The 26,544-nt window shown below is 70.2% G+C and carries 25 protein-coding genes, 1 pseudogene and 1 riboswitch; of the genes and pseudogenes, 17 read left to right on the forward strand and 9 right to left on the reverse strand.

Annotated features, from left to right (window positions below):
* Window positions 1–66 precede the first annotated feature (66 nt).
* The 4 genes and pseudogenes from ACZ5GH_RS03825 to ACZ5GH_RS03840 all read left to right on the forward strand — a co-directional run.
* Window positions 67–888, forward strand: coding sequence for a hypothetical protein (locus ACZ5GH_RS03825; protein ID WP_389575292.1), 822 nt, complete (start codon window positions 67–69; stop codon window positions 886–888).
* Window positions 888–3,176 (forward strand): transposase, encoded by a 2,289-nt coding sequence (locus tag ACZ5GH_RS03830; protein WP_464336792.1) that lies wholly within the window; start codon window positions 888–890, stop codon window positions 3,174–3,176. The genes ACZ5GH_RS03825 and ACZ5GH_RS03830 overlap by 1 nt, the downstream gene beginning before the upstream one ends.
* On the forward strand, window positions 3,173–4,459 hold the full coding sequence (locus tag ACZ5GH_RS03835) for a TniB family NTP-binding protein (protein WP_464333425.1): 1,287 nt from the start codon (window positions 3,173–3,175) through the stop codon (window positions 4,457–4,459). The genes ACZ5GH_RS03830 and ACZ5GH_RS03835 overlap by 4 nt, the downstream gene beginning before the upstream one ends.
* 14 nt (window positions 4,460–4,473) lie before the next feature.
* Window positions 4,474–4,908: pseudogene (locus ACZ5GH_RS03840) on the forward strand (TniQ family protein); the annotation flags it as partial.
* A gap of 987 nt (window positions 4,909–5,895) precedes the next feature.
* On the opposite strand, the gene ACZ5GH_RS03845 reads toward ACZ5GH_RS03840, so the two are convergent.
* Window positions 5,896–6,045, reverse strand: coding sequence for a hypothetical protein (locus tag ACZ5GH_RS03845; RefSeq protein ID WP_464336947.1), 150 nt, complete (start codon window positions 6,043–6,045; stop codon window positions 5,896–5,898).
* 648 nt (window positions 6,046–6,693) lie between these two features.
* On the opposite strand from ACZ5GH_RS03845, the gene ACZ5GH_RS03850 reads away from it, so the two are divergent.
* Window positions 6,694–7,551, forward strand: coding sequence for a hypothetical protein (locus tag ACZ5GH_RS03850; RefSeq protein ID WP_464333426.1), 858 nt, complete (start codon window positions 6,694–6,696; stop codon window positions 7,549–7,551).
* 6 nt (window positions 7,552–7,557) lie between these two features.
* Here ACZ5GH_RS03850 and ACZ5GH_RS03855 read toward each other — a convergent pair whose 3' ends face one another.
* A complete protein-coding gene (locus tag ACZ5GH_RS03855; RefSeq protein ID WP_389575286.1) occupies window positions 7,558–8,673 on the reverse strand; it encodes a helix-turn-helix domain-containing protein in 1,116 nt (371 codons plus the stop codon).
* Between the two features lie 260 nt (window positions 8,674–8,933).
* On the opposite strand from ACZ5GH_RS03855, the gene ACZ5GH_RS03860 reads away from it, so the two are divergent.
* The 5 genes from ACZ5GH_RS03860 to ACZ5GH_RS03880 are packed head-to-tail and all read left to right on the forward strand — an operon-like array spanning window position 8,934 to window position 12,643.
* Entirely contained in the window at window positions 8,934–9,821 is an 888-nt protein-coding gene (locus ACZ5GH_RS03860; protein ID WP_389575285.1) for an AAA family ATPase, read from the forward strand.
* 46 nt (window positions 9,822–9,867) lie between these two features.
* Window positions 9,868–10,287, forward strand: a complete 420-nt coding sequence (locus ACZ5GH_RS03865) for a hypothetical protein (RefSeq protein WP_386394031.1) — start codon at window positions 9,868–9,870, stop codon at window positions 10,285–10,287.
* The gene (locus ACZ5GH_RS03870) at window positions 10,284–10,787 is read left to right on the forward strand and encodes a hypothetical protein (RefSeq protein WP_389575284.1); all 504 of its coding nucleotides are present in this window, start codon (window positions 10,284–10,286) and stop codon (window positions 10,785–10,787) included. The genes ACZ5GH_RS03865 and ACZ5GH_RS03870 overlap by 4 nt, the downstream gene beginning before the upstream one ends.
* Window positions 10,788–10,811: 24 nt before the next feature.
* Entirely contained in the window at window positions 10,812–11,678 is an 867-nt protein-coding gene (locus tag ACZ5GH_RS03875; protein WP_389575283.1) for a CBASS oligonucleotide cyclase, read from the forward strand.
* Entirely contained in the window at window positions 11,675–12,643 is a 969-nt protein-coding gene (locus ACZ5GH_RS03880; protein WP_389575282.1) for an S-4TM family putative pore-forming effector, read from the forward strand. The genes ACZ5GH_RS03875 and ACZ5GH_RS03880 overlap by 4 nt, the downstream gene beginning before the upstream one ends.
* Window positions 12,644–12,822: 179 nt before the next feature.
* Here the strand turns inward: ACZ5GH_RS03880 and ACZ5GH_RS03885 are convergent, their stop codons facing one another.
* The gene (locus tag ACZ5GH_RS03885; RefSeq protein WP_464333427.1) at window positions 12,823–13,059 is read right to left on the reverse strand and encodes a hypothetical protein; all 237 of its coding nucleotides are present in this window, start codon (window positions 13,057–13,059) and stop codon (window positions 12,823–12,825) included.
* A gap of 195 nt (window positions 13,060–13,254) precedes the next feature.
* Here ACZ5GH_RS03885 and ACZ5GH_RS03890 point away from each other — a divergent pair, with 195 nt between their 5' ends.
* On the forward strand, window positions 13,255–14,496 hold the full coding sequence (locus ACZ5GH_RS03890; RefSeq protein WP_464333428.1) for a hypothetical protein: 1,242 nt from the start codon (window positions 13,255–13,257) through the stop codon (window positions 14,494–14,496).
* A 24-nt stretch (window positions 14,497–14,520) separates the two neighbouring features.
* The gene (locus ACZ5GH_RS03895; RefSeq protein WP_464333429.1) at window positions 14,521–14,922 is read left to right on the forward strand and encodes a hypothetical protein; all 402 of its coding nucleotides are present in this window, start codon (window positions 14,521–14,523) and stop codon (window positions 14,920–14,922) included.
* 39 nt (window positions 14,923–14,961) lie between these two features.
* On the opposite strand, the gene ACZ5GH_RS03900 is transcribed toward ACZ5GH_RS03895, so the two are convergent.
* From ACZ5GH_RS03900 to ACZ5GH_RS03910, 3 genes are read right to left on the reverse strand one after another with little or no spacing between them, the layout of a single operon-like run.
* A complete protein-coding gene (locus ACZ5GH_RS03900; protein ID WP_464333430.1) occupies window positions 14,962–16,047 on the reverse strand; it encodes an NAD-dependent epimerase/dehydratase family protein in 1,086 nt (361 codons plus the stop codon).
* Window positions 16,035–17,615, reverse strand: coding sequence for a DUF362 domain-containing protein (locus ACZ5GH_RS03905; RefSeq protein ID WP_464333431.1), 1,581 nt, complete (start codon window positions 17,613–17,615; stop codon window positions 16,035–16,037). Before ACZ5GH_RS03905 ends, ACZ5GH_RS03900 begins: the two co-directional genes overlap by 13 nt.
* The gene (locus ACZ5GH_RS03910) at window positions 17,498–18,151 is read right to left on the reverse strand and encodes a hypothetical protein (protein ID WP_464333432.1); all 654 of its coding nucleotides are present in this window, start codon (window positions 18,149–18,151) and stop codon (window positions 17,498–17,500) included. Before ACZ5GH_RS03910 ends, ACZ5GH_RS03905 begins: the two co-directional genes overlap by 118 nt.
* Window positions 18,152–18,351: 200 nt before the next feature.
* On the opposite strand from ACZ5GH_RS03910, the gene ACZ5GH_RS03915 reads away from it, so the two are divergent.
* A complete protein-coding gene (locus tag ACZ5GH_RS03915; RefSeq protein WP_464333433.1) occupies window positions 18,352–19,605 on the forward strand; it encodes a threonine/serine exporter family protein in 1,254 nt (417 codons plus the stop codon).
* A 113-nt stretch (window positions 19,606–19,718) separates the two neighbouring features.
* Here the strand turns inward: ACZ5GH_RS03915 and ACZ5GH_RS03920 are convergent, their stop codons facing one another.
* Window positions 19,719–20,432 carry an IclR family transcriptional regulator gene (locus tag ACZ5GH_RS03920; RefSeq protein ID WP_464333434.1) on the reverse strand — a complete coding sequence of 238 codons (714 nt, stop codon included), beginning with the start codon at window positions 20,430–20,432 and terminating at the stop codon, window positions 19,719–19,721.
* A gap of 201 nt (window positions 20,433–20,633) precedes the next feature.
* A riboswitch (SAM riboswitch) is annotated at window positions 20,634–20,776 on the reverse strand.
* A 146-nt stretch (window positions 20,777–20,922) separates the two neighbouring features.
* On the reverse strand, window positions 20,923–21,351 hold the full coding sequence (locus ACZ5GH_RS03925) for a DUF7144 family membrane protein (protein WP_387747306.1): 429 nt from the start codon (window positions 21,349–21,351) through the stop codon (window positions 20,923–20,925).
* Between the two features lie 226 nt (window positions 21,352–21,577).
* Here ACZ5GH_RS03925 and ACZ5GH_RS03930 point away from each other — a divergent pair, with 226 nt between their 5' ends.
* The 3 genes from ACZ5GH_RS03930 (at window position 21,578) to ACZ5GH_RS03940 (ending at window position 24,575) form a co-directional block, all read left to right on the forward strand.
* Window positions 21,578–22,249, forward strand: coding sequence for a HEAT repeat domain-containing protein (locus ACZ5GH_RS03930; protein ID WP_387747304.1), 672 nt, complete (start codon window positions 21,578–21,580; stop codon window positions 22,247–22,249).
* Between the two features lie 3 nt (window positions 22,250–22,252).
* Window positions 22,253–23,260 (forward strand): MerR family transcriptional regulator, encoded by a 1,008-nt coding sequence (locus tag ACZ5GH_RS03935; protein ID WP_387747302.1) that lies wholly within the window; start codon window positions 22,253–22,255, stop codon window positions 23,258–23,260.
* A gap of 106 nt (window positions 23,261–23,366) precedes the next feature.
* The gene (locus ACZ5GH_RS03940; RefSeq protein WP_387747300.1) at window positions 23,367–24,575 is read left to right on the forward strand and encodes an MFS transporter; all 1,209 of its coding nucleotides are present in this window, start codon (window positions 23,367–23,369) and stop codon (window positions 24,573–24,575) included.
* 223 nt (window positions 24,576–24,798) lie between these two features.
* Here ACZ5GH_RS03940 and ACZ5GH_RS03945 read toward each other — a convergent pair whose 3' ends face one another.
* Complete coding sequence (locus ACZ5GH_RS03945) at window positions 24,799–25,632, reverse strand: hypothetical protein (RefSeq protein WP_464333435.1); 834 nt, start codon at window positions 25,630–25,632, stop codon at window positions 24,799–24,801.
* A gap of 306 nt (window positions 25,633–25,938) precedes the next feature.
* Here ACZ5GH_RS03945 and ACZ5GH_RS03950 point away from each other — a divergent pair, with 306 nt between their 5' ends.
* The gene (locus tag ACZ5GH_RS03950; RefSeq protein WP_387747296.1) at window positions 25,939–26,493 is read left to right on the forward strand and encodes a hypothetical protein; all 555 of its coding nucleotides are present in this window, start codon (window positions 25,939–25,941) and stop codon (window positions 26,491–26,493) included.
* The last annotated feature ends 51 nt before the right edge of the window (window positions 26,494–26,544 follow it).

Raw genomic sequence — 26,544 nt, forward strand, 5'->3', positions numbered from 1 at the left:
CGCTGCGTTGCGATCAGATGCGAAGAACGGCCCCCGTCTCCAGCCGTTGGGTGCTGCCGTGGGTGGATGAGCAAGGCAGCGAGCGCGAAGATCCCGTCGGATTCGAGTTGTCTGGATCAGCTTGTCACCGCGTACGACGAGGATGCCCGGCTGCGGGATCGGCTGCGGCTCGGGGACGACTGGACGCGTCGTTGGAGTTCGACGTGGCAGGTGGGTGCCGGGGAGGTCTGCTGGCCCGTCCGGGATATGGCCCACGTACCGGTGCTGTTGTCCCGGCCGATGCGGGGGTTCACATGGCGGGCGAAGCAGCGGCATCGGCCCGGGCTGGAGGTGATGGTGTCGACGGGCCGGAAGCACGGCTTCGAGTCGATGGAGGAGGTGCGGCTGCTGGTCGCGCTGGACTTCCTGAGGGCGTCGGAGGTGCTGTCGCAGCCGTTCCGGCTGGACTTCGAGTACGTGGGCGGGCAAGCCTGGCACATCCCGGACTTCCTGGGCGTGATCGGCGGCGGGATGTGGCTGATGGACGTGCGCCCTATGGAGCTGATCAAGGACGATGACGCGCTGAAGTTCGCGGCGGCCAGGGAGGTGGCGGCGGCATGCGGCTGGCGGTACTCGGTGGTCGCGGGCTGGCGCCCGCATGTCTGGAGCGTCCTTGATCACTTGTCCTCGCGGCGTCGGCCAGCGAGGGATCTGCTGGGCATGCGCGACCAGCTGCTCACCGCTATCAGCGGGCAGCAGGGTCGGGTGATGACGTTCTCCGAGCTGGCGGACTCGACCAGCGTGCCTTCCGTCGGCCGGGCGAACATCGTCCGGCTGCTCTGGCAACGCGAACTCGGCGTTGACCTGGGCAGTCCCTTGCGCGACAGCTCGCTGATCTGGGCGGCGTGATGGCGGCGAGGGGGTTCCTGCAGATCGCGCGCGGCAGGCGGGTCGCGCTCAACGGCGTCGAATGGACGGTCGAAGACGTCCAGGGCCAGCGAGGCCGGCTCGTCCTCGTGGATGGCGACGGCCTCGCGGAGACCCGTTCGTTCCGCTGGCTCATCAACCACGCTGACCTGCGGCTCCTGCCGACGGTCGAAGCATCGAGGCGCCCGCCGGCGGTCTCCCGGCAGCCGAGGACATTGGCCGACCTGACCGGGGACCAACTGGAGCGGGCCCGGCTACGGGCTGCGCACGTGCTGGAAGCCGAGACGGGGTTCCGGGAGGGCCACCCGGCTCGGGCCCTGCCGGGTGAACCCCGGCCTGCCTACGATCCGGACCGCACGACTCTGACCCAACGCCGCCACGCGAAGGCGGCGGAGACGAAGGCGATGCCCCGTCCAGAAGCGGTACGGCTCGGCCTGCAGCACCTCAGCTACCGGACCCTGGAGCGTCTGTCGGGCCTGTCTGGCGACAGTCTCCTGCTGGCCTGCGCGGATGGGCGCTGGACACGGCGACGCAGTGGGCACCGCAGCATCACCGAGGAGGTCCGGGAGGCGATCTTCGCCGTCAAGGCCGAATGCGGCGAACGCGCCCGTCTGAGCCTGGCCGCCAGACACCGGTTGATGCACCAGTACATCCGCGAGCGGTTCCCGACGTTCCCAACCGAGAAGATCCCTTCCCGCTGGACGTTTGCGGCAGTCTGGGAGGAGTGGTTCGGGCCCGGCGGAGCCCGGCCACGCTACGGGCGGACGGCCGAGGCCGCCGCGGAGGCGGGCGTCTCGGGCCGGATGGTGGTCCACCGGCCGGGCCAGGTTCTCGTGCTGGACTCAACTCCGATGCCGGTGAAGCTGCGCGAGACCGTGTTCGGAGACGCGGTCACCGCGACGCTGACCCTCGCGCTCGATCTCTACACACACGGGCTGCCGGCTTTCCGGCTCACGCTGCAGTCCGACACGTCGGTCGACGTCGCGATGCTGCTGCGGGACGTGATGCTGCCGCTTCCGATGCGGGAGGGCTGGGACGAGGACATGGAATGGCCCTACGCCGGGGTCCCGGCCGACGTGATCGCCGAGTTCACCGGGCACCGGGTGGCCGCTCTTCCGTTCTTCGCACCTGAGACGGTCACCACCGACCACGGCGGCCCCTACAAGAACCACGACCTGGTGGAGGCCGAGCGGGAGATCGGCTGCCGGATCCTGCCAGCCCGTGTCCTGCGGCAGACCGACAAGTTCGCGGTCGAGCGCCAGTTTCTCACCATCCAGACCATGCTCTTCGAGCACCTGCGGGGCTTCACCGGCGGCGACGTCGCGGACCGCGGCGTCGACCCCGAACGCGATGCGAGCCTCACGCTCGCGCAGGCCGAGCACCTCATCGCGACCTGGATCGTCCAGATCTGGCAGAACCACAAACTAGGTGAATACGCCCCGAGCTGGGCGCCGGGTGAGGACCATAGCCCCAACACGATCTTCGCGGCGGCGATGGAACAGGGCGGCTTCGACCTGGACTTCCCCGAACCGAGCTTCTACTACAAGGTCCTGCGCAAGCACCACGTGAAGATCCATCCGCGACGCGGAGTGAAGATCCTCGGACTTTGGTATCACCACCCGGTCCTCGACGAGCCGCGCTTTCTACAGCCCTCCGCTCGGGGCGGCAAGCACGCGGGCCAGTGGGTGGTCCGCAGTGACCGAAGGGACCGCCGGCAGGTCTTCTTCCAGGACCCTGCCGACCACGAGACCTGGCACATCCTGCGCTGGCGAGGACTGCCGCCCGAGGGCGAGGTTCCCGCCTTCTCGGACAAGACGGCCGACGCCCTTCTGGCACGGGTGAAGGCGAACAACATCAGGATCCACTCCGAGAGCGAGCTCCTGGAGCATCTACTGGGGATCCTCGGCTCGGTCACCCCCGTCGACCAATGGCCCAGCCAGGCCAAGAAGAAGGCCGGGAAGAAGCAGCGCGTCGCCCAGGCCCGCGAGATCACCCGCGCGCAGGCCGCGGCCGCCGACCGCCCCGCCGCACCGACCCCCGCGCCCGAGCGGGCTCCGGTCGAGATGCCCGTGGCCTGGGCCGAGCACGCCCGCACGATCGACCGCGCGGTCGACACCGACCGACGCCGGCGGCGTGAAGAAGCACTTGCCGGAACCAGACCCGTCGCCCCGCCGACGCTCCATGAGGCCTTGAGGCGGCGCCCCATGTTCCTGATTCCGCCACGCGACGGCTCGGAAGCCAACACGGCTGCCGGGGAGGAAGAGGCGTGACCAGATCCCTGTCCCACGGCGATCCACTGGACGGGCTGCCTCAGCGGGCCAGGATCGCCGAGTTGATCCTCGGCGATCGCCCGCCCCGCGACATCTACGTCGGCTGGCAGCATTACCGCACCCACTGCGGCCTGCTCGTCCCCGCTCCCGTGATCTCGCCGCGGCAGTGGCCGTTGATCCCCGAGAGCCGCAGGGCCGACTACGACCTCTACCGGCAGTTGACGAACGCGAACCTTCCGCTGCAGGACACGCCGATGCACGACAAGGTCGGCAAGCTGATCCGGCGCCGGTTGCGCGGCAACACGATGAAGCAGGACGATCCGACGCGGGCCGGCGTCATGGTCAGCGGGTGGGGCAACTACGGCAAGACGGCGTCCGTCTGCTCCGCCGGGGCCGTGTTCGAAGACCAGTGGCTGGAGCTGCACAGCTATCTCAACCCCGGGTCCCTGCCGGGGACGCGTGATCTTCACGCGCCGGTCGTCTATGTCTCGACGCCGGTGACAGCGACCCCGAAGGGCCTTTGCGCGTCGATCCTGGGCTTCTTCCAGGCCCCGACCCGCAGGTCGGCCACGCTGCCGGAACTGGTACGGCAGGTCGCCGACTCCCTCCACGACCATGGCGTCAAGGCGCTGATCCTGGACGACATCAACCGACTGCGGATGCACCGAGCCGACGACCAGGACGTCCTCGACCTGATGCGGGCCTTCATGAGCCTGGATGTCACCCTGATCCTGACCGGCGTCAACATCTCCGGCATCGGGCTGCTGCGCGAGGCCAAATGGAACAAGAAGACCCGGCAGTGGGAGATGCCACCGCTGGAGTCGACCCGCATCCACGGCCTGGAGATCACCCAGACCGAGCATCGCTTCGAGCTCATCGAACTCGACCGCTTCCGCTACACCACCCCGAAGCAGATCCAGGCCTTTGTCGACCACCTGGAGGGAATCGAGCAGCACCTGCGGCTGCTGAACGCAAAGGCGGGCATGCTCACCGGCGGTGTGATGCCGGAGTACTTGATGCGTCGCACCGGTGGCGTCGTCGGCCTGCTGGGACGCCTACTCGAGGACGGCGCCCAGGAGGCTATGGAGTCCGGGAAGGAAATGATCGACGAGAGCCTCCTGGACGAGATCCTGCTCCGGCGAGACGAGCCCGAGCAGGCGCCAGACGAGCCTGTGATCCCTGCAGACCCACAGACCGCTGGCAAAAAGACCACGCGATCGAAGCGGCCCCGGAATACCGTCTTCGATGACCGCGGCCCGGCTGCCGCACACACGGGCTCATGAGGGATGAAGCCGTGATGCATCCGCTACCCCGGAGCCTCGAACCCGTGGCGGGAGAATCCGTGATCAGCTACCTGCTTCGGCTCGGGCACCGCCTCGACCTTTCGCCTCTGCACCTGGTACGTGCAGCGGGCTGGAGCAACCACGACGTCCCCGGCAGTGTGCTGCTGGACCTCTCCAGGCCACAGGCCCAAGCGTTCGCCCGGCTGACGAAGCAGACGGCAGAGGAGGTCTCGGCCCTCACACTGACGCAGTGGCGAGATCGATATCCGCCAATCGCCCGTTCTATGACCAGCCCGGGACGGTTGAGACCAGACACATGGCTCTACTTTGGCTCACCGCGCTTCTGCCCCTCCTGTCTGGCGGGCGACGGCACCCCGACCCAGCAACTGCATGGAGGGCCCTGGGACAAACTCTGGCACCTACCGGTCGTCTTCGCCTGCGTCGAGCATCAGACTTACCTGGAAACTGACTGCCCGCACTGCGGCCGGCCACACGACAGACCAGGACATCTGATTCAGCGGGCCAACGACCACACTCTCCATCCAGCACAATGCCGGTGGACGAGCGACGCCCGGATGCCGAAGAGGAAGTCCTACGCCTGTGCCGGCCGACTCGACGATCGAGCTGCTTTTGCCGACGTTGGTCGGCCACAACCGACTGCCGAAATTCTCGGTTTCCAGCAGTCCCTCCTTTTCCGCCTGGCGCCGTTGACTCCAGCCAAGGATGCATCCGAGTACTTCACTGATCTCCGGCTAGCCGTCGCGCTGATCAGTACAACCTGGCCGCATGGCTGCAACCTCTTCGACGCTGACACCTCTGAGCAAATCGGCTCCTATTCGCGGAACCTGCACGGCGACAGGAGTGGAAGGAACTACCACCGATGGGTCCGCGACACGCCACCGCGTGATCCCGTCGCCTGCGGAGTCCTGCTGATGGCCGCAGATCGGCTGCTTTCGAGGCATGATTTCCCTGATCTGCTTTCAGATCTCACACACGCCGCCTTCGCCACCTCCAACCAGCCTCGAAGCCGAACACCATGGGTCGTTGTCTACGACCGGCACGAGAACAACTGCTCTGAGCGACTCCGCCAGGCGGCCAATCCTGTGACACGCCTATTCCGCCGGGTGCCCACTCGAGCACCCCTCCGAAGCGGCTACCAGCCCGAGCACATCCCGGCATTCCTAGAGCCGGGATGGTATCAGCGTCACCTGGCCAGTGCCGCAGGCTCGGCATCCAAGATCGTACGGAGGACCGCCGCCGTCCGTCTCGTCCAGTGGGCTATGGGCGGATCTCTCGACGACGCCGCAAAGTTCCTAGGGATCCCACTCATCCAGACAAGCAGTTTCTCAGGACGTGATGCTCGGTGGCCGCTGAGGAGTGGCTGCAACCCTGTTGAGTTCGACAAGGCTCTCCGTGCTCTCGCCTCAGAACTGCACTCACCACGCCAACCGCTGATTGACTACCGGCGCAGGCGGCATGCTCTTCACGAGTGGGTAATCAGCCCTGATGCTTGGAATGCCCTGCTCCAGGGCCTTCATCGGCCCCTCCATGCCACGCAGATCGGCCTCGGCGATCGAAAACGTCAAGCGGCATCCGTCTACGTATGGACGCTCATCACACAGGGCGAGCACCTCTTCGCTCCGCGGCCACTCGAAGCCGCACAACCTCCCGAAGTCCGCCAGCAATGGGCTCGACGTCGGAACACAACTTGGTTCCAGCTCACTCGTCCCGATCCGATGAGTCACTATGCTGAAATGCGTCGAATTCTTGCCGAATATGCCCAACAGCTTACCCGGGACATCGACTCAGGCGTTGAGCAGACCAGGCACCCCGAAAGTCACACACAGTGAGCGCCCGACCCTGATTCAACCATCTCAAGGTTGGCCATCAAGAATTCTCCATCACCATCTGACCTGCACAGCGCAGATCAAATTTGCCAACAAATACTCGCAGCCGCATCTCTATGGCCGGAAACGACAACTTGCCGGAGCAGAGCCGGACCTCGACGTATCGGGTTACCGGCCCCTGTGGCATCGAGCCGACGCAGCCGCCAGGCTCAACGGTCGCCCGTAGTGAGCCGGGCCTAAGAAAGCGCCAGCTTGGCCTCGCAGGCGTAACATGGAACGGCACCTGCGTGCCATCAGCAGTTGGAAGACCCCATGCAAAAGCCGTTCTCGTGCCCATTTTGCGGATTGCAGGGCAAGTCGAGTAAAGAACACGTCTGGGCTCAATGGATGCACGCCACTCCAGCGGCGAAAGATCTCCTCGCGGGGACATTTGGAGAGCGGATTTCCGTCGGCCATGCCGAGATCACGGTAGACGAAAACGGAAAATACCAAATAGAGACTTCACAATCTCGGAGCGTCAATAAGTATCTTCCGCAAGTACAGGTCCGCGTCTGCAAGACTTGCAATGAAGGGTGGATAGGCACCCTGGAGGAAGAAGCGAAGAGGATCCTCAGCCCTCACATAATGGAGGGGCAGGAAAATTTGGATCTCGATGCCGAAGATTTGACACTTCTTTCAGCATGGGTGACTAAGACATGGATGGCGTACGCCTTGACGCGCTCGCCACTGAATAACCCCTTCACTGAGGCCGAGTATCACAGCCTAGCCTCAGAACACAGGCCACCGCACAGCGATATTATTCTGCTGATGCATTCGGTCGAGCCCATCACCCAGGTAGCTATTGGAATATTCTCTTCCTACTACGGAACAGCGCCACCTACGGCTTCAGATGCGGACAATGGCGGCCTCTTCTACTTCGCCGTGAAAAACGTCGCATTGCTCATGTTCCGCTGCCCGCCTGAACTGGAAGAGTTCCGAAGCATACTCCTTCAGAGCCTGACAAAGTCCCCTAATGTGCAGCGGGCATGGCCATCCCCCGAGTCGTGTACGTTCCCGTCCGGTTTTCTCTCGGAGGAAGCCCTCGCGACGTTCCTCCGCGACTACGTGGAAACTCAGCAGGCCATCGCCCTTCCCTATGAGGGATTGAGCCCAGATGAAGCACAACGAGCCATGGAAGAGTTTCTGAATGGAGATTCCCCGAATTCTATTAGGGGGAGGTTCCCTTCAGACCCAGCGACTGAGTGAGGTAGGTCAGAACTCCACGCGAGGCCGTTCGACAATATCCCGGCCAAGCAGGGTTCGAATGTCGGATTCTGGAAGGCCGGAACGATTGATGAAATCGCCGAAGGAGACACCAGTTGTTTCCGTGAGCTCCAGTGCACGACGCAAGAGGACCGGAGCTTCTGGATTACCTAGAGAACCTGGCTCTACTTTCCTCCACCCTCGGACGGACAACGCTTTCCATCCTTGCGCGTAGGTGTTTTCGCTCATGACGCCGAGTGTTTTTGCTCGGACGAGGAGAGCAGCTAGCGAGACGTGCCATTTCGCCTTCAAGCGAAGAAGTGCGGGCCAGTCGAGCCGTTCCGGAAGTTCTGATTTGATGTCGCTGGCAGGCATGAGGAACGCGGCGGCGAACTCGTGAGCTTGACTCTCAGTAGCCTTGTCGCCAATTTTTCCAGTGACACCATGCAAGACCAGATGGCCTAGCTCGTGGGCCGCGTCGAAACGGGAACGGTCGCGCAGTCCCTTGTCGGCCCCAAGAGCAACCACGGGCCTGTCGGAGAAGTCGACGCAGAATGCATCGACTTTTTCGAGGCCAACGCGGAAGCGGACAACAATAATTCCGTTCATTTCCAGCAGTCGCACAACGTCTTGGACCGGACCGCGTGGGACTTTCCAGTGGCCACGGATCTGGGCTGCCGCTTGTTCGATATCAGCGGACCGGAGAGGCTGCCCTTCTTCGATTGGCACGCGCGGCAGATTAAGTTCGGGCAACGCAACGTGTTTTTCGAGCTCAAGCGTGAATTCCCGCGCGAGGTGTACGTAGGCGAGAGCTTGTTGGCGGTCTCGCGGAGAGGTGGATCGAAGACTGCGGAAGAAGCCGTTGACCTGCCCTTGGGCGGGGGGACGGGCCGGAGCGGCGAAGAACGACGTCGGAACCCGCAACGCGACCGCGAGCCGGCGAAGCGTCGATGTGGCGGGCTTGGTGTGTCCGTTCTCGAACTGGCTGATCGAGGCTGCGGTGACGGAGCCCACTTCCCTGGCCAGTTGCACCTGGGTGAGCCCCCGCAGTTCGCGTGCCATTCGCAGCCGGGCGCGATCGAACAGGGCTGCGATGTCGCCGGCGTCCAGTTGTAGGTCGTTCACGTCGCTCGCCTCCCGGCCAGTCGACGTCCGCTGATCAGCGGACGCTTCTCGATCTTGAATGCTGCTCGCATCTTAGGCACACCTTGGTTACCGATCGGTCAAATCGCTCAGCTCCGGCCGGACGCGCCCGAGTGAAGTGTGTCGAGTTGCATCTCCACCCCGTCATGTACTCTACCTATCGCACGGAAGATGATGTTCAAATCTGAGGTGACCCGCCAGCGGTGGGGGACGGAGCTGAGGTGCTGAGAGTTCAGGAGTGCGTGCTGTCCAACGAGGTGATCTCCGCCGACTCGGCGGAGACCGCCTTGTGGGACGCCATCGTGGTGCCAGAGGGGATCAAGGAGCGGTTGCGCAACCAAACCGTGTTGTCGCTGCTTGTGCGGCCTGACCTGCCGTTTGCGGTGACGGCGCTGCACGGCCTGTGCACGCTCTACGGTCCTCCTGGTACTGGCAAGACGACCCTGGCGCGGGGTCTGCCGGCGCAGGTCGCCCGCTACGTCGGTGGAGGCGCGGTCCGACGGATCGAGATCAACCCGCACGGGCTCATGAGCGCCGAGCACGGGCAGTCGCAGCAGCGGGTCAGCGAGTTGCTCGGCGAGTACGTTCCGGGCCTCGCGTCGGATGGCGTGCCGACCGTGGTGATTCTCGACGAGGTCGAGTCGATGGCGGTGGCCCGCTCGGCGGCGTCGCTGGCCGCCAACCCGGCCGACGTCCATCGCGCCACGGACGCGGTGCTCACTGCCTTGGATCTCAACGCCGCCGAGCACCCGCACCTGTTCTTCGTCGCGACCAGCAACTTCACCACCGCTCTGGACGAGGCGTTCCTCTCCCGCTCCGACGCCGCCATCCTCGTCCCGCTTCCCGAGCCGGAGGCGCTGCGGAAGATCCTGGCCTCCACGCTGCTGATGCTGGCCGACAAGTACCCCGCCTTGGGCGAGCTTGCGCGCTCCTCGGTGGTGGAGCGCATCGCCGAGGCGGCTCACGGACTGGACGGCCGCCGTACGCGCAAGGTGGTCTTCGAAGCCCTGGCTCAGCGGCTGGACACGGTGCTGGACCCCGGCAGCCTGACCGAAGACGACCTGGCCGCCGCGGTGCACAACGCCGTCGCGGAAACGGGCCAGCCGGAGGTGTCCCGTGCGGCGCGCTAGGCAGGTGGCGGCCTCCCCCACGCGCAGCGCCAGCGGAACCTGGGCGGTGATCTCGGACCTCGTGGCGGATACCGTGGCGCAGTCCTCCGCGCTGTCCCGCGACGAGGCGGTGCAGGCGATGTCGGCCGCCGAGGCAATCGGGCGGATGCTGATCGCGGCAGGGCACCTGCAGCAGCACCCGATCACCCTGGTGGCCGGCAAGGTGCACTGCGAGATCACGACGGTGTCCGGCACGGCGGCGCTGACGTTGGAGGAGAACCTCAACCCGGTCCCCGGCGCGGCGGGCGCCGACGATTTCACGATCCACCTGCCGTCCCCGACCCCGCTCCAGGAGCAGGTGAAGGCAGCCGTCGATGGTCACGCCCGGTTGTCCGACGCTGTCCCGCCCGCTCCGGAGACGAAGGCGGCCAGCTCCGGTCCGCTGATCGACCGTGAGGCTCTGCGTCGGGCGGTGACCCAGCGATGACCTCCACCTATACCTACAGCTACACCCGGACCCACACCGCCACGCACCTGACCGACGTCATCCTCGGCACCATCACCGACATCCTCGCCGACCTGGGGATCAACATGGACCGGCTGCATCGCGACTGGGTGCTGAACGAGAACGCGATCAAGGCGTGGATCGAGGAGGGCTCACTCGACACGGTCGTCCTCGAGTGCCACCAGTCCTCGGGCGCCGTGGCGCCGGTGATCGAGTTCCCGGTCTCCTACACCACCGCCGGCGACGGCAACGCCGAGTTCACCGCCTCTCGTGCCCGAGCCGCCCGGTTCCGGGCCAAGTTCGACCAGGTGCCCGCGGGCACCACCTACCGGCTGTTCTGCACCTTCAACGGGCCCCGCACCCCGCAACCGGGTTGGGGCCCCGGCCAGCGGTCGAGCACCGACGGCCTGCGCGGCATCACCTTCGGCACCCTCGGCTCCGCCCCACACGCCTCGACCGGCATGCGGTACTACCACACCTGAGGCCACGAGCAGGAAGACACCGCTATGGGATACATCGACGACGCCTTCACCAAGCTCAAGCACAACCTGGAGATCACCCAGACCGAGCAGAACCTGGCGAAGGCACGGCACGAGGCCATCCGCGATTTCGTCCGGTCGCACTGGGACCTCGCCGACGATTTCCTCACCGGCAGCTACCGGCGCGACACCAAGACAAAGAAGCTCAAGGACATCGATATCTTCGTGGTCCTCGACGCCAACGGCTCCCAGGCCGACTTCCGCGATCAGGCGCCCATCCAAGTGATCAACGCCCTGGAGACCCTGCTCCGTCAGAAGTGGAGCGCTGCCGCCCGCGACGGCATGGCAGTCGTCATCCCCTACGGCCCCGACGACGAGGTCATGTCGATCGACGTGGTCCCCGCCTTCAAGCGAGGCGAGGGCGGCTACTACATCCCCAATCCCTCGGCAGGCGACTGGATCGCGACCAACCCCAAGCGCCACCACGAGCTGAGCATCGCCAAGAACGCCGACTGCGACGGCAAGTACGTGCCCTTCGTCAAGATGGTCAAGGGCATCAACCGCGAACTCGGTGAGCCCGTGTCGCCCTCCTTCCTGCTGGAGGTCATGGCCCAGTCGCTGGTGAAACCGCCGATAGGGCGCTACCAGGACGAGATCGTACTGTTCTTGGCCACCGCCGCCGAACGCATCGGCGACGAGTGGCCTGACCCCGCTGGCCTGGGCGGTGACGTCAACGCCGTCATGAACGCGATTCAGAAGCTCGCCGCGGCCAACGCACTCACCCAGGCCCGCGCCATCGCAGAGCGGGCGGTCGACTTGGAGGACGAGGGCCAGGAGCGCGCCGCCTACGACGAGTGGAAGAAGCTGTTCGGGAACAGGATGACCAGGCCATGAACCTCTCCACAGACCCCGGCGGCGTTCACGGGATACCGCCTCGGGCTATCCACGAGCGGCAGCTCGACGACGACATGTTGCTTCTCCAGCGCGCCGCGTCGGCAAGCCACCAACGCGGCCAGCTCCTCGAAGCTGTGCGCGTCACCGCCGCCGTTCTGCTCGCCGCCGCCGGTGTCCTGATCACACTGTCCGGCCACGGCCGGACAGTCGTCTCGATCGTCGGGTTCTTCTGGTTCGTCATCTCCGCGTTCCTGCTTAAGGGCCTCGCCGGGAGCACCGCCCGCCAGGGCGCCCTGCTCCAAGAGATGTTCGACGTCGCCCTGTTCCACTTGCCGTGGCGCGCCACCGTTGCAGGCGACCCCATCCCCGAACCCGACGTCCGCCGTCTCGCGCGCAAGCTCCCCCGAGGCGGCCCGAAGGACAAGCGCATCACTGACGGCTGGTACGACCCCACCCACGACGTCCACCACCCCTACGACGTGTTCATTGCTCAGGAACAGAACCTCGCCTGGGACGCTCGTCTTCGCCGTCGCTATAGCTACGTCATCGCTGCCGTTGCGTTGCTGTGGGCCGCCATCGGTTTCCTCGCCGGCTTGGTGGTCGCGGACGCCACTCTGGGCGACACTCTCCTCAGCTTCTTCGTCCCATCCCTGGCGGTCTACCAGATCGCTTACGAAATCTGGTCCGGCCAACGCAAAGTGGCTGACGAACGCGACCGACTCACCAAGGTCGTCAACACCGAGCTACACAGCGGACGCCCAGGCCCCGTCCCTGACGACGAATGGCGCCGCCTTCGAAGCGTTGCACGGGACGTGCAGGACGGCGTACTCCGCACCCGCCTGGACACCACCCGAGTACCCGAGTGGTTCTACAAGCGTTTCCGCGACGACGACGAACGCGACTTCGGCGACACTGCAGAAGGCCACCGCGTCCGGCTCGCCCAAAGCACACCCCCACCCGCGTAGTTCGTAGGGCGGGATACTCCCAGCCCGCCCAACCGACCCACCGCGACTAAGAGCGGCGCACACGCTCACGCACAGTGAACGCCGAAATCTCAAGGTCCGCCAACTAGGCCTCTCAAGATCCGCCAAACAGAATTCTCCACGCGCTCCTGACCTCTGCATCTCAGAACACGATCCGCCAACTAAAGATCTCGGTCACACTTCAGCACTCCGGGCTCATATTTGCCGCCTTGCGGGTCTACACCCAGCGTGATCGTGAAAATATGAAATCCCTTCTCGCCCTTGCGCCCGATAGGAGCGCTTTCCTGCCTGGTGGTGACCGTCTTGACGTCGGCCGCCACGTCCGAGTCCGCAGTCTCTCCAGGCGCCGGTGTCATGATCGTTTCGGTGGGCATCATGGGATCCACCTGTTCTTTCATGAAGGACTTCCGCGAGGAACGGAGGGCGGTCGCCCACCGTCACCACGCGGTTACCCACCCACCCGGTTCGCACACGCGCGAATCCACGGACTTTTCAACCCGGCCCCGCGAGCAGTCACCGTGTCACAATCGGTGCGCATCGCATGCGATCAATCAGCGCCCCTCGTACGCTGATCAACGGAGGCCAGGAATCGGATGGGAAATTACCCCTACGCCTTCCACATCGCCCTGGACGGGAACGGCATGAACGGCCTGGAGGGCGCCGCCGGCGTGTGCGTCTTCCGCTACGACCCGGACAGCGGCGACTACGCCTACCGGATCCAGTACTACGACGGCGTCGCCGGCGGACACGCCGTCAGCATCACCCCCGACCGCAGGTTCGGGTTCCTCGGCAACGCGGGGCAACAGCTCCTCTTCTACGACGTCCAGTCCCTGGACGAGAGCCAGCGGGTCTCCACTCTGCGCTTCGAACCCCCCGACGCGGCCATCAAGAGCAGCACCCACATGGTGTGGCTGGACGGCACCCACGGCATCACCGCGATCGGCGACGGCCTGTGGCTGATGGACCTCGACCGCCCGACCGAGGCCCGCCGCATCGGCGACCACCTGCTGAAGCTCCCGCACGCCATGAAGCGCACCGCCTCCGGCCGGTACCTCGTCTACGGCGGCATGGACCACCCGGGCCGCGGCGAGGCCGCCGAGGTCGGCATCTTCGACCTGGAGAAGCGCGTCGCCCGGCGGGTGCCGCTGCCGACGACCTGCTGGCACGTGGCCTGCCACCCGAGCGACGAGCGGTTCTACGCCCTCTCCTTCCGCGTCCTGCCCCAGGAGGGCCGGGACTGGCACGAGTGGGCCATGGCCTACTTCAAGGAGTACGTGTACGAGATCGACGCCGTGACCGGCCGGATCCTGCGGCACTGGGCCGCCGGCCAGTCCTTCCCCGGGCACATCAACTCGGACGTCTGCGTCTCCGACCGTGAGCTGATCTACTGCAACGGCGGCAGCGGCACCATCGTCATGATCGACCTCGACGACTTCGCCTCGTACCGCGTCATCGACGAACGCCCGCGCCTGGCCGCCCAGTTGCGCTCCGCCCGGCAGGCGGCGCGGCAGGTCACCGACGCCTTCACCCGGGGCTCGCCCGGCCCGAGCAGCAAGCACTTCGTCGGCGCCCTGAGAGTCACCCGCGGCACCCTCGTCGACGGGATCTACGCCTGCCAGCTCTCCGCCGACCAGTCCCTGCTGTTCACCGCCAACCGGGGGCTGAACACGATCACCGTGTACGACTACCCGGCCAACACCGTACGGCTGCGGGTCGCGATGCCGGAGCTGCGCAGCCACCTTCCCGAACTGCCCGTCTGGACCGATCCCCGCCTGGGGTTCCACCACAGCACGCTGCTGAGCCCGCAGGCGGCCCCCGCCCGAAACCCGGCCTGAGGAAACCCGAACCGAGGAGTGCCCATGAGCGCCGAAACCCCCGAGCAGCTGAACGACGAACTCCAGGCCGGCTGGGAGCACCTGCGGTCCACCGCGGCCACGGTCGCCGAGCTCCAGACCTCGATGTGGGGCGACTGGGCGGAGCTGACCGCCGGCCTGGCCACCGGCAGGCTCCCCTGGGGGAAGGTCTACAGCGAGTACTGGAAGTTCGTCGCCGAGGAGGACCTGAGGTTCGCCATGGAGCTGAGCGGCCTCGGCATGGACTACGCCCAGCGGGTCGCGGAGGTCACCCGGGAGCACGAGCAGCGGCTGCGGGACCACCTGCGCAGGGCCGTGGAGGGGGACGTCGAGCCCCTCCCGGAGGAGACCGACGAGCCCGCGCCGAAGCCCGCCCGGCCGTCCCGCTCCAGGACCCCGAAGCGGTGACGCTCGGCCCGCCGGGCCCCCTCGGCCCGCCGGCTCTCCTCAGCCCGCCGGGTCCCCTTCCGCCAGCGGGCGGGGCAGCAGCTCCCGCGCGCCCGTCACCTCCGGGTGCGGCCGCAGCCCGGACCTGACCCGGTCCGACAGGTGCGGGCTGGTCACCAGCCAGCCGAGCGCCTCGACCAGTGCCTGCCGCGCGGGCCGCGGCCGGTAGCCGAGGCCCGCGGCCCGGTCGTGCCGGTACCAGTAGAAGCGCCCCATCGTCCGGGCCTCCGACCGGGTGGTCGCCGGGGCCCGCGCGGTCAGCACCGCGCGGATCTCCCCCAGCGTCGCCGCCAGGTACGCGCCCGTGTGGCTGGTGGTGGCCCACGGCCCCCGCGTGCCGCACAGCTCGGAGACGGTCTGGTGGATGGTCCGCCAGGCCCAGTTCTCGCCGCCGAGCAGGTAGCGCTCCCCGGGCGCCCCGCGCTCGGCGAGCAGCACGTGGCCGGCCGCGACGTCCCGGACGGAGACGATGTTGCAGCCGCCCGGGTAGGTGGTGCGCAGCGGGTCGGCCAGGTACCGGGTGATCAGCGCGTTGCTGGGCACCAGCCGCCAGTCGGGGCCGCCGACCACGATGGTCGGGCAGGCCGCCACCACGTCCAGGCCGAGCTCGGCGCCCAGGGCGAAGGCCGTCCGCTCCTGCTCCAGCTTGGTGACGAAGTAGTCCGGCAGGTACTCCTCCCCGGGCGTCCACTCCTCGTCCCGGGCGACCGGTCCGCCGGAGGAGCCGCAGGTGATGGACGACGAGGTCACCACCATCCGCCGGACCCCGGCCAGCGCCGCCGCCCGCAGCACCTCGCAGGTGCCCTCGACGTTGGCCTTGGTGAGCTCCTCCCTGCTGGCGTCCCAGTAGGCGAAGACGGCGGCGCAGTGGAACACCGTGTCGCAGCCCTCGAACCCGGGCCGCAGGCTGAGCGGGTCGCGCAGGTCCGCGTTGACCAGGGGCACGTCCAGGCCGTGCAGCTGTCGCAGGTCGCTGCTGCGGCGCACCAGCGCCCGCACCTCGTGGCCGGCGGCGCGCAGCGCGCGCACCACCTGGGAGCCGACGAGCCCGCTGGCCCCGGTGACGCACGCCCTCACGGCGTCCACCGGGAGCGCCGGTCCCGGGCCGCCGCCTCGCGCAGCCCCTGCCAGAAGCCGGCCACCGCCGGGCGCAGCGACTCGCGGAACTCCGCCAGCAGCGGGGTGCGGCTCGGGAGGTCGCCGGGCGTGACGTGCCAGAAGCCGTCCGGCCCCAGCCGTCCCGGCGGTGGCGGCACGGTCAGGGCCTGGGCGGCGACGGTCCGCAGCATCAGGGCGGCCTCGGTCAGCCGCTGGGTGGGCAGTTCGGCCGCCTCCAGGTCGTCGAGTTCCTCCCAGGGGCGGCCGATCCGGTAGGGGCGGCCCTCGTACTGCGCCTCGAAGTTGTCGAGGGTGCGGGTGAAGAAGCGCTGGTAGGAGTCCTGCACCAGCGGGTCCCTGAGCTTGGGCCGGGTGTCGGGGCGGATCACCTGCCAGGTCAGCGGCAGGGTGAACCGCTGGCGGACCCGGATGACGATCCGGGTGCGGGCGCCGCCGTCCGCCGGGAGGAAGGTGACCGATCCGTCGTCGTAGTCGGCGGACCCGTTCGGGCTTCGGACCGTCCGCCAGGAGATCCGCTGCCGCTGTTCCGCGTAGTCCACCGACTCCAGCTTGCAGACGTCGATGGGCGGGCCGCCGTAGTACGTCAGGTAGTTCGGCTGCGCCAGGTACAGGTTGCGTTCGATCTGGCGGGTGGGGCGGCCCCGGGCGTCGCGGGACACCACGTGGACCCGTCCGCCGAGGTAGTCGGTCATGTAGCTGATGGACCGGCTGACGTCGACCCGCCGGACGAATTCCCGGTACGGCGCGTTGACGGTGCGTTCGCAGCCGAACAGGATCGAGTGCCCGACGTGCCGCCGGCGCATCTGCCAGGCGTCGGCGGGCAGCGCGTCGATCACCGTCTCCAGCGGGCGCAGCAGGTCGGTGATCCGGTCGAAGTCCGCGAGGGTGTAGGCGTCCGGGTCGACCGCGAGGGAGACGTCCCGGTGGCGGAGGCCGTCCTTGGCGTTCCCCGCCCGCCAGGCGCGGACAGTGGAGGAGGCCGAGGCGGTCGCGCCGAGCACCGCGCAGAGGGTGGCGGCGGCCGGGTTGGTGTCCGCGGCGCGGATCAGCGAGGTGAGGATCCGGGAGAGCCGGGCGAGCGCCGGGTCGGTGACCTGCGCCGTGCCCGGGGCGACGTGCCAGGCGGCGACGCTGAACAGCCGGTGGGCCCACCCGTCGGGGGCGAGCCGGCGCACCGCCTCGACGAGCGGCCTCGGCGGGTTGCGCCAGCCCTGGTAGGGCGTGAGGTCGCCGTCGATCCGGTAGTCGTCCGGCAGGCCGCAGTCGTCGAGCACCCGCGCGTAGAGCGGCGACGAGGCGGGGTCGACGCCCATGAGCAGCGCGCCGACCAGGTCCGCCAGCACGCCGTCCGCCGCGGCGATCACCGTCCCCGTCCGCAGCGGTCTGCCGACCTGCGATCCGGCGCAGCCGTGGCTGCTCACCACGGCGTCGACGAGGTGGAAGTCCGGTGGGTGGGTGCGCAGCAGGTCCACGACGACCTCGGCACCGTCGCGCCGGGCGCGGTAGTGGTGGTGCTTGTCGTCCTGCGGGAGCACGCCGAACAGGTTGGCCAGGCACAGCGCGTAGCCGAACTCCGATGGGTGCTGTTCTTCGCGATGTTGATCCGGAAGCCCGCCTCCAGCCAGCCGCGCGCCATCCCGCTGCCGTGCAGCACCGAGGAGTCGGGGAACCCGGCCGGTTCGACGTCCTCCGCCAGGTCCACGACGCGGTAGGCGTTGCCCTGCGGGGTGCGCCCCGTGTAGCCGAGCCGACGGCAGGCTTCGGGGAGCCCGGGGCCGGCCAGCCAGGTGTCCGGGCCGCAGCGGGCGGCGCCGACGGCGACGTCCCGGTAGCCGCGGTCGTGCAGCAGGTCGATCAGGTGCTCCACCAGGGCGGCGTCGACGGCGGTCGCCGGATCGCCGTACCCGGAGGCGCCCGGTGCCAGCAGCACCGCGAGCGTCCCCGGCTCGCCGTGCGCCCGCTCGGCGAGCCGTTCCCAGAGACCGGCCCGGGCGACCGCCTCGGCGAGCAGGTCGGCGGCGGAGAGCGGTCGGACCCGGGTGGAGCGGGCCACGGCGGCGACGACGGTCACATCTCCCCCAACGCCGGAGGACGGTCTTCCCGCGTGCGGTCGAACCGTCACGGATTCACCGGAAGGCATCCCGAAACAGGTCCAGGCGATGCTACTGCCCGGAGCCGGGAGGCCGGGTGGGACACGCGCTCGACCGGTCCATGACCGAACAGACCGGGGCAGAGTCGGTCCGAACCGGGCAGGGTGGGACGATATCCGCCATGTCTAGCAAGTCTCCGTCGGCCCGGGTCCTCGACGCCCCGCCCGAGCCGCTCCACCGTCTGCTCCTCGACCTGGGCGAGGCCCTGCTCGGCGGTGGCCTGCCCGTCCACGACGTCGAGGAGGAACTCCGTGGGCTGGCACGGGCGTCGGGGGCTCCGGAGGCGCGGGTCGCCGCGCTGACCAACGGGCTGTTCGTCTCGCTCGGCCCGGACGGGGCCACCAGGTTCCAGCCGGTCGGCGGTGCGCTGCGGTTCGAGCAGACGGCCGACGTCCTCCACCTGGTGCACCGGCTGCGGGCGGGCGAGCTCGACGGGCCCCGGGCGCTCGCCGAGCTGGACCGGATCCGGCGGGCGCCGGCCCGCTGGCCCGCGTGGGTGGCGGACCTCGGGGCGCTGCCGGTCGGCGTGGGGGTCTGCCTCTTCCTCCAGCCGGTGGCGGCGAACGTCCTGGCGGCCGGGCTCGGCTCGCTGATCGTGGTGGGGCTGACCGTGCTCGCCCGGCGGTTCCCGTACCTGCGGCCGCTGCTGCCCGTCACGGCCGGGTTCCTGGTCGCCCTGCTGGTCCTGGGGCTCGCGCGGGCGTCGCTGCTGGACGGCCCGCTGCGGACCATCGTGGCCACCCTGGCGATCCTGCTGCCGGGCGGGCTGCTGGTCACCGGGCTGTCCGAGATCGCCGCGGGCGCGGCCAGCGCGGGCACCGCCCGGCTGGTGTCCGGCGCGGTCCAGCTGGCGCTGTTCCTCGCCGGGGTGGCCGCGGCCGCGACGGCGATCGGCATGCCGGCCACCGCGCTGGCCAACGTCCAGGTCGCCGAGCCCAGCTGGTGGGTCATCGCGCTGGGCCTGGCGATCGCGGTGGCCGGCGTGGTGGTCAACGTCCACACGCCGCCCTCGACCATCCCGTGGATCGTCGCCGTGATCGCGGTCAGCGCCACCGCCCAGGTGGCGGTGGGGTCGGCGCACGGCGCGGCGATCGGTGGCCTGGCCGGGGCGGTCGCCGCCGCGGTCGCGGCCACCCTGGTGCACTGGCTGCCGGGCGGGCCGCTCGGGCAGGTGCTCTACCTCCCGGCGTTCTGGATCGTGGTGCCGGGCTCCTTCGGCCTGTTGAACACCGCGCAGATCGAGGTCGGCAACGGCGCCCAGTCGGTCCTGGCGGCCGTCTCGGCGGTGTTCGGAGTGTCGATCGGCACGCTGATCGGCGCCGTGATCAGCCGGATCCCCCGTCCCTGCCGCGCCGGGCTGCTGTCCCGAGCCTGAGCCGTCCCGCCGGGACCGGGCCTCAGCCCTCCCGCCGGGACCGGGCCGGAGCCTCGACCCGGGAACCGGGCCCTGGGGCGCGCGGAGGTGCGCCCCAGGGCCCGGAGTTCTTCTCAGGGGTGGCGCAGGGCCTCGGTGAGGCGGTGGGCCGCCTCGACGACGGCCTGGGAGAGGGTGGCGCCGGGATGCCGGGTGAGGCGTTCGATCGGCCCGGACACCGAGACCGCGGCCACCACCCGGTTGGACTGGCCGCGCACGGGCGCGGAGACCGAGGCCACCCCGAGCTCGCGCTCGCCCACGGACTGGGCCCAGCCGCGCCGCCGTACGCCGCTCAGGGCCGTGGCGGTGAAGCGGGCGCCCTGCAGACCGCGGTGGAGGCGCTCGGGCTCCTCCCAGGCGAGCAGGATCTGGGCCGCGGAGCCGACCTTCATGGGGAGCGTGATGCCCACCGGCACGGTGTCGCGCAGGCCGGAGAGCCGCTCGGCGGCGGCCACGCAGATCCGCACCTCGCCCTGCCGGCGGTAGAGCTGGGCGCTCTCGCCGGTGACGTCCCGCAGGTGGGTGAGCACCGAGCCGGCCGCGGCCAGCAGCCGGTCCTCGCCGGCGGCCGCCGAGAGCTCGCCGAGCCGGGGGCCGAGCATGAACCGGCCCTGCATGTCCCGGCTGACCAGGCGGTGGTGTTCGAGCGCGACGGCCAGGCGGTGGGCGGTGGGCCGCGCCATGCCGGTGGCGGCGACCAGGCCGCCCAGCGTGACGGGGCCGGCCTCCAGGATGCCGAGGATCGAGGTGACCTTGTCGAGCACGCCGACGCCGCTCGTGTTCTCCATGGGTGGGGTACTCCAGTCTCAGGGCCCGGGAGCAGCGGGTCGGCGCTGCTCACCGGTGGCTCCGGGTGGGGAGCCGGGGGGTGGTCAGCGAGGACGGGCCGGGGAAGTCGGCCGATTGCCTGCGCCGGGCACGAGACGGGTACGCGAAAGGGCCGGGGCGGGAAGCGCCCGGGCGAAGGACAGCACAGAGAGCACCGTGTCTCCTCATCTTTCCCGCGCCACAGTGGCGACAGGCCGGAGTTGGCACTGACCCCGGACGGCACGGCGCGTACTTCGGACGCCGGGTCGAACGGGGAGTTGCCGGGGCTTCGTAGGGCCGGTCCCTCCACCCCTCTGGATGATTCGCCAGGAACGATACAAGACTCCCCGGGGCGCTCGGCAAGCCCCCCGCCCACACGTGCGTCCGCCTGCCGGGCGACGGGCGTCCGGCAGGCGGCGGATCGGGCGGGCGAGGGGGGCGGGCGGACCGGGCGGAGGAGTGCGCTGCCGGTCAGGCTGGCCTGTCCACCCGTCCGACGCACAGCGCCCAGATGACCAGGGCGTCGACCGCGATCAGGACGATGGCCCAGACGGGGTAGTAGGGCAGCCAGAGGAAGTTGGCGAGCATGCCCAGCCCGGCGACGACGACGCCGACGACGCGGGCCCAGACGGCGCCGCTGAAGACCGCCACACCGGCCACCACCACGACGACGCCGAGGATGAGGTGGATCCATCCCCACCCCTCGGTGTTCATCGAGTACACGTAGCTGCGGGTGACGATCAGCAGACCGTCCTTGCGGACGGCCGCGGCCCCCTGGAAGACCGCCATCATGCCGGCCGTGATCAGCATGACCCCCGCGAAGACGGTCCACCCGCTCGCGTGGGGGTACCGCTCGGGGCCCCTGGCGACGGGGCCGGCTCCGGTAGCACTACTGGCCATGACATGGGCTCCTTCGGTGGCAGCCGCCTCGCGGACACGGGGAGACGGGGGGAGGGCAGCCGGGCGGCGGTGCTCCGGGAGCGCGGGGACGTGCACCCGCGTCGGCGGAGCCCCGTATTCACGGTAAGACCGGACTCCCCATCCCGCCGCCGTGGGCCGCGTGCCCGGGTCCGCTTGACCTTGTCACGGTGGCAAGCCCTTCACTGTGGCCCAGGAGGTGGTCCTGATGACCAGGGCGGAAGAGGACACGGACACGGTGCGGGCGCTCCGGGGGCTGGCGCACGACGACCCGTCGGTGCGGCTGCGGGCGGCGCTGGCCGTCGGCACGAGCCCGCGGCCGGGGCTCGTCGGCGGGCTCGTCGAGCGGTGCGCGGTCGAACCCGAGTTCCTCGTACGGGAGATGCTCACCTGGGCGCTCACCCGGTACGAGGCGGCGGTGACCGTCCCGCTGCTGCTCGGCGAGGTCCGCTCGGAGCGCGCGCAGGCCCGGAGCCAGGCCCTGCACACGCTGTCCAAGATCGGGGACCGCCGGGCCTGGCCGGCGGTCACCCCGGCGCTGCTGGCCGACGCCGACGAGGAGGTGGCCCGCAGCGCCTGGCGGGCCGCCGTCGTGCTGGTGCCCGAGGGTGGCGAACGCGAGCTGGCCGTAGGCTTGGCGGCTCAGCTCGGACGCGGCGGACACGAGACACGGCTGAGCCTGAGCCGGGCGCTGATCGGGCTCGGGGAGGTGGTGCTGCCGGTGCTGGCCACCGCGGCGACGGACCGCGACCCCCGGGTGCGCGCCCACGCGCTCGCCACGGAACGGCTGTGGCACGACCCGGACGCCGGCTTCGAGTCGGCGATCGAGGAGGCGAAGCGCACGGTGGCCCTCGGCGGGGGCGGCCGGGAGGGACGGTAGGCAGTGTTGATCGGCGACGTCGCGCGGAGGTCCGGGGTCAGCGCCCGCATGCTCCGGCACTACGAATCGCTCGGACTGGTGCGGCCGACGGAGCGCACCGACTCGGGTTACCGCCGGTACTCGGACGAGGACATCCGGCGGATCTTCCACATCGAGAGCCTGCGGTCGCTGGGCCTGTCGCTGCGCGACGTCGGGCGGGCCCTCGACGATCCCGGCTTCGCGCCCGCGGAGCTCGTCGACGACCTGATCCGCCGGACCCGCGAGCGCATCGCGGCGGAGACGGAGCTGCTCACCCGGCTGCGCCGGATCGACGCCGCGGAACCCGCCGGCTGGGAGGAGGCCCTCCGGGTCGTCGCGCTGCTCCAGGGCCTGGAGTCGAAGAGCCCGGGGGCCCGCCAGCGCGCGGCCCTGTCCGTCGGCGAGGCCGTCCCGGTGCCGGCGGAGGCGCTGGTCGAGGCCGTCCTGGGCGAGTCGGACCCGCACGTCGCCGGTGCCCTCCGCTGGGCGCTGGCGCAGGCCGGCGAGGACGGCGCGGCCCTGCTCGCGGAGGGCCTGCGGGCACCCGCGGCCGAGGTGCGCGAACGGGCCGTCCGCTGCCTCGCCGAGCTGCCGGACGGTACGGCGACCGCGCTGCTGCGGGACGCCCTCGGCAGCCCCGACGCCGTGGTCCGCGGGTACGCGGCCCTGGCGCTCGGGGCCCGGGGCGTGGCGGAGGCCGTGCCGACGCTCATCGGCATGGTCGTCGAGGCAGTGAACGACGCCGACGCGGCCGACGCGCTGGGCGCGCTGGCGGGCGACCCGGCGCTGGCGGAGCGGATCGCCACCGGTCTGGTCGACCGCCTCGCCCACGACGCCGTCGGACCGGACGCCCGCCGGCGGCTGACCCAGGCGCTCGCGGAGGTCCCGGGGAGCACGACGTCCCGCGCCCTGGAGGAGCTGTCGCGGGACGAGGACCGTGCGGTCTCGCTCACCGCGACGTACATTCTCAAGCTGCGCGACGACACGCGGTAGTCCGTACCGCGGCCGGGGTGGGTTCCAGAGGGGCGGGTTCGATCGTGGTGGGGGTGGCGTGACAGGGGCCGGGCGGTTCCGTCGGCAGCGGCGGTTGTTCCTCTCGGTGGCGATCGACACGTTCGGCTCCGGCGTCTTCCTGCCGCTGTCGCTGCTGTACTTCGTCACCGTCCAGCACTTCCCGGCGGCCGCCGCGGGCACGGCCGTGACGGTCGGCTCGCTCGCGTCCTTCGCCGTCGTGCCGCTCTGCGGACGGCTCGTCCAGGCCCTCGGGCCCAAGTCCTGCCTGCTCGTCAGCAACGTCCTGACCGCGCTCGGGTACGGCCTGTTCTTCGCGGCGGACGAGCTGCCCGCCGTGGCGGCCGTCACCTTCCTGGTGACCGCCGCCGACCGGCTCTACGGCGCCGCCTGGCCGACGCTGGTCGCGCGGTTCGCGAAGCCGGCCGAGCTCACCGAGTGGTTCTCCGCGGTCACCGTGCTCAAGACCACCTCGCTGGGGGTCGGCACGCTGGGGGCGACCGCCCTGATGGCGCTCGCCGGCGGGCACGGCCTGCAGGCCGCGCTCGCCCTGAACAGCGCCAGCTCCCTGCTCGCCGCCGTCCTCCTGCTGGGGGTCGCCGTGCCGGCCGCCGAGCGGCCCGGGCCCAGGGCGGCGAGGTCCAACGCCCGGGCGGCACTCGCGGACCGGCCCTTCCTGTCGCTGGTGGCATCCCAGACACTGCTGTCGGCGGCCTGGCTGATCCCGACGGTCGCCTTCCCCGTCTACCTGGTCGAGACGCTCCACCAGGCCGCCTACTGGCCGACCGTCGTGGTCGCCGTCCGCTACGCCACCGCCACCACCCTGCAGATGCGGATCAGCCGACGGCTGTCCGGCTGGACCAGGTCACGGGTGCTGGGCCTGTCGATCGGCGCGGCGGCCTGCGCCATCGCCCTGACCGCGACCGTCTCCAGCGCCCCGCACGCCCTCCAGGGGCCGCTCGCCGTCCTCGTGGCCGTGGTGCTGGCGCTGGCCGAGCTGGCCTCGAAGCCGACCGCGGCCGCGGCGGCGGTCGGCTTGGCGCCCAAGGGCGACGAAGGCCCGTACATGTCCGTGTTCCAGCTGACCTGGACGGTGTCCTACGCGGTCGGCCCGGCCGTCATCGGCGTGGGCCTGCAGAACCCCCCGCTGCTCTGGGCCGCCCTGGCGCTCTGCGTGGCGGCCAGCGCACTCGCCCACCGCCTCCGAACGCCCCTGCGGCGCCCGCCGGTCGAGGCCGCCGCCGGTCAACTGCCGCACGGCGCGCCGGAACTGCGAGAGCAGGCCGAGGTGCCATAGCCGTCGCCCCGGCGGCATCACCGTCACCCCCGACCCACAGCCGCCTTGCGGCCGGAAGCCGGTCCCGCTCCGCCCGACTCGCCCCGGTCAACTGCCGCACGGCGTGCCGGAACTGCGGGAGACCGAGGTTCCGTAACCGCCGCCCCGGCGGCACCACCAACACCCCCGACCGACAACCGACTTGCGGCCGGAAGCCGGTCCCGCTCCGCCCGACTCCCGCCGGTCAGCGCCGGATCGGCGGCTGCTCGGTGGGCCCGTAGGCGCGCAGCTGGTACGGGAGCGCGGCCGGGCGGCGCCACTGGAGGTCGAGGCCGCAGGCGCCGAGGACGGCGCCGAAGGCGTGCCGCATCGCGTCCTGGACGGCGGTCCGGGCGCGGGCGGCCCGCTCGGCAGCGGGGGTGTCGCCCTCGGCCGCGGCGGCCAGGCGCCGGGAGGGGTTCCAGCGGAGGTCGGCGACGCCGGTGGTGTCGTCGCCGTCGTCGACGGGCCGGCACGGCGTGAGGGCGATGCCGGGCGCGTCCGGGTGGTCGGCGACCGGCAGCCCGGCCAGCGCGGCGGCGCGGCGCACCGCGTGGACGACGTCCGCGCCGATGCCGAGGTCCTGCGGGCCGGCCCCGGTCGGCGCGGGCACGGAGGCGTCCTGGCCGGTGGCCGGGGCGGGGCCGCCGGCCCGGCCGACCCTGGTCTCCCCGCCGAGCCGGCCGGCCACGACCTCGACGCCGAAGGCCGGCAGGAACTCCGCCAGCGCGTTCCGCATGGTGCTGTCGACGATCCGCCGGGCGGCGGCGGCCGGCTGCTCGGGCTGCTCCATGGCCGCGGCGGCCGCCAGCCGGGGCCCGGGCTCCCAGTGCAGGGCGATCAGGCCTCCGCAGTCGTCGGAGTCGTCGTACGGCCGGGCCGGGCGCAGCTGGACACCGGGCCCGTGTCCGCCGTACCCGACGGGCAGGCCGGCCAGGAGGAGCGCCTCGGTGACGCGGTCGGCGAGCAGCGGGTCGATCCGGGGCTCGCCGGGCGGCCGCTCCGTGCCCGTGTCCCGCCGTACGGCAGCCGTGTCCACACCGTCCTCCTCCGGGTCCCGGGCGGCGGCCGACCGCCTGCGCCCCGAGCGTACGGCGTCCCCGCACGCCCCGTCGGCGAATCCCGAAACCGGCCGCCCCCACCCTCCACCTACCGGACCGGGTCCGGCGGCGACCCGCCGGGAAGGAGCCCCGAACGGGCCGGGACCGGACCGAACTGCCGCCGACCGCCCGGGCGTTGCTTGCCGTGGCCGCCCGGCCCGGACCGGGGGCGGGCGAGACCGGGCGGCGGGGATGATCATCCGGGCGTAGGCTCTCGGCTGATCGCAGGGGCAGGAGAGGGAGACATGGGCCAGAAGATCATCCGGTTCTCGGACCTGACCGGCAAGCACGCGGAGAGCGACCGGGACCTGGTGCGGATCGTGGTGCTCCAGCACCCCGACCTGACGGACGGCCCGGTCGAGATCGACGCGCTCGCCGGGGAGTTGGGCGGGGTGCGGGAGCTGGCGCTCGACCTGGTCACCGTCGAACTGCACCACCCGGACCGCGCGGAGCCGCAGACGGTGGTGATGGAGGCCGGGACGTTCGACCGGCTGGCCTCGGCCGCGCCGATGGCCGAGGTGCTGCGTGGCGCCAGGCCTGCCGCCCGGGCCGCCGGCCACGGGGCGGCGGCCGCCACCCACCGGGAGCGGGTCGACTACGCCAGCCTGGAGCACGCCGGGCGGCCGCACAAGGGCCGCACCACCGACGCCGAGAAGCAGACCGTCCAGCGGCACCTGGACGAGATCAACGAGCGGCTCGCCGCCGAGGGCGTCCGCACGATCGACCTGGAGAACGTCGACCACGTCACCCGGTACGGCCTGGACACCCTGGCCCTGGAGACCGGGGTGATGCACGGCTGAGCGGCCGCTCCACCCGGGCCGCGGCGCCGCCCCGTCCGGGGGCGGCGCCCG

The organism is Kitasatospora sp. Xyl93 (genome assembly GCF_055383135.1).

Bases quoted from the DNA above. Each gene is read 5' to 3' on its own strand.
- ACZ5GH_RS03825 (WP_389575292.1), top strand. From the start codon at position 67: ATGAGCAAGGCAGCGAGCGCGAAGATCCCGTCGGATTCGAGTTGTCTG.
- ACZ5GH_RS03830 (WP_464336792.1), top strand. From the start codon at position 888: ATGGCGGCGAGGGGGTTCCTGCAGATCGCGCGCGGCAGGCGGGTCGCG.
- ACZ5GH_RS03850 (WP_464333426.1), top strand. From the start codon at position 6,694: ATGCACGCCACTCCAGCGGCGAAAGATCTCCTCGCGGGGACATTTGGA.
- ACZ5GH_RS03870 (WP_389575284.1), top strand. From the start codon at position 10,284: ATGACCTCCACCTATACCTACAGCTACACCCGGACCCACACCGCCACG.
- ACZ5GH_RS03875 (WP_389575283.1), top strand. From the start codon at position 10,812: ATGGGATACATCGACGACGCCTTCACCAAGCTCAAGCACAACCTGGAG.
- ACZ5GH_RS03880 (WP_389575282.1), top strand. From the start codon at position 11,675: ATGAACCTCTCCACAGACCCCGGCGGCGTTCACGGGATACCGCCTCGG.
- ACZ5GH_RS03885 (WP_464333427.1), bottom strand. From the start codon at position 13,059: ATGAAAGAACAGGTGGATCCCATGATGCCCACCGAAACGATCATGACA.
- ACZ5GH_RS03890 (WP_464333428.1), top strand. From the start codon at position 13,255: ATGGGAAATTACCCCTACGCCTTCCACATCGCCCTGGACGGGAACGGC.
- ACZ5GH_RS03895 (WP_464333429.1), top strand. From the start codon at position 14,521: ATGAGCGCCGAAACCCCCGAGCAGCTGAACGACGAACTCCAGGCCGGC.
- ACZ5GH_RS03915 (WP_464333433.1), top strand. From the start codon at position 18,352: ATGTCTAGCAAGTCTCCGTCGGCCCGGGTCCTCGACGCCCCGCCCGAG.
- ACZ5GH_RS03920 (WP_464333434.1), bottom strand. From the start codon at position 20,432: ATGGAGAACACGAGCGGCGTCGGCGTGCTCGACAAGGTCACCTCGATC.
- ACZ5GH_RS03925 (WP_387747306.1), bottom strand. From the start codon at position 21,351: ATGGCCAGTAGTGCTACCGGAGCCGGCCCCGTCGCCAGGGGCCCCGAG.
- ACZ5GH_RS03930 (WP_387747304.1), top strand. From the start codon at position 21,578: ATGACCAGGGCGGAAGAGGACACGGACACGGTGCGGGCGCTCCGGGGG.
- ACZ5GH_RS03950 (WP_387747296.1), top strand. From the start codon at position 25,939: ATGGGCCAGAAGATCATCCGGTTCTCGGACCTGACCGGCAAGCACGCG.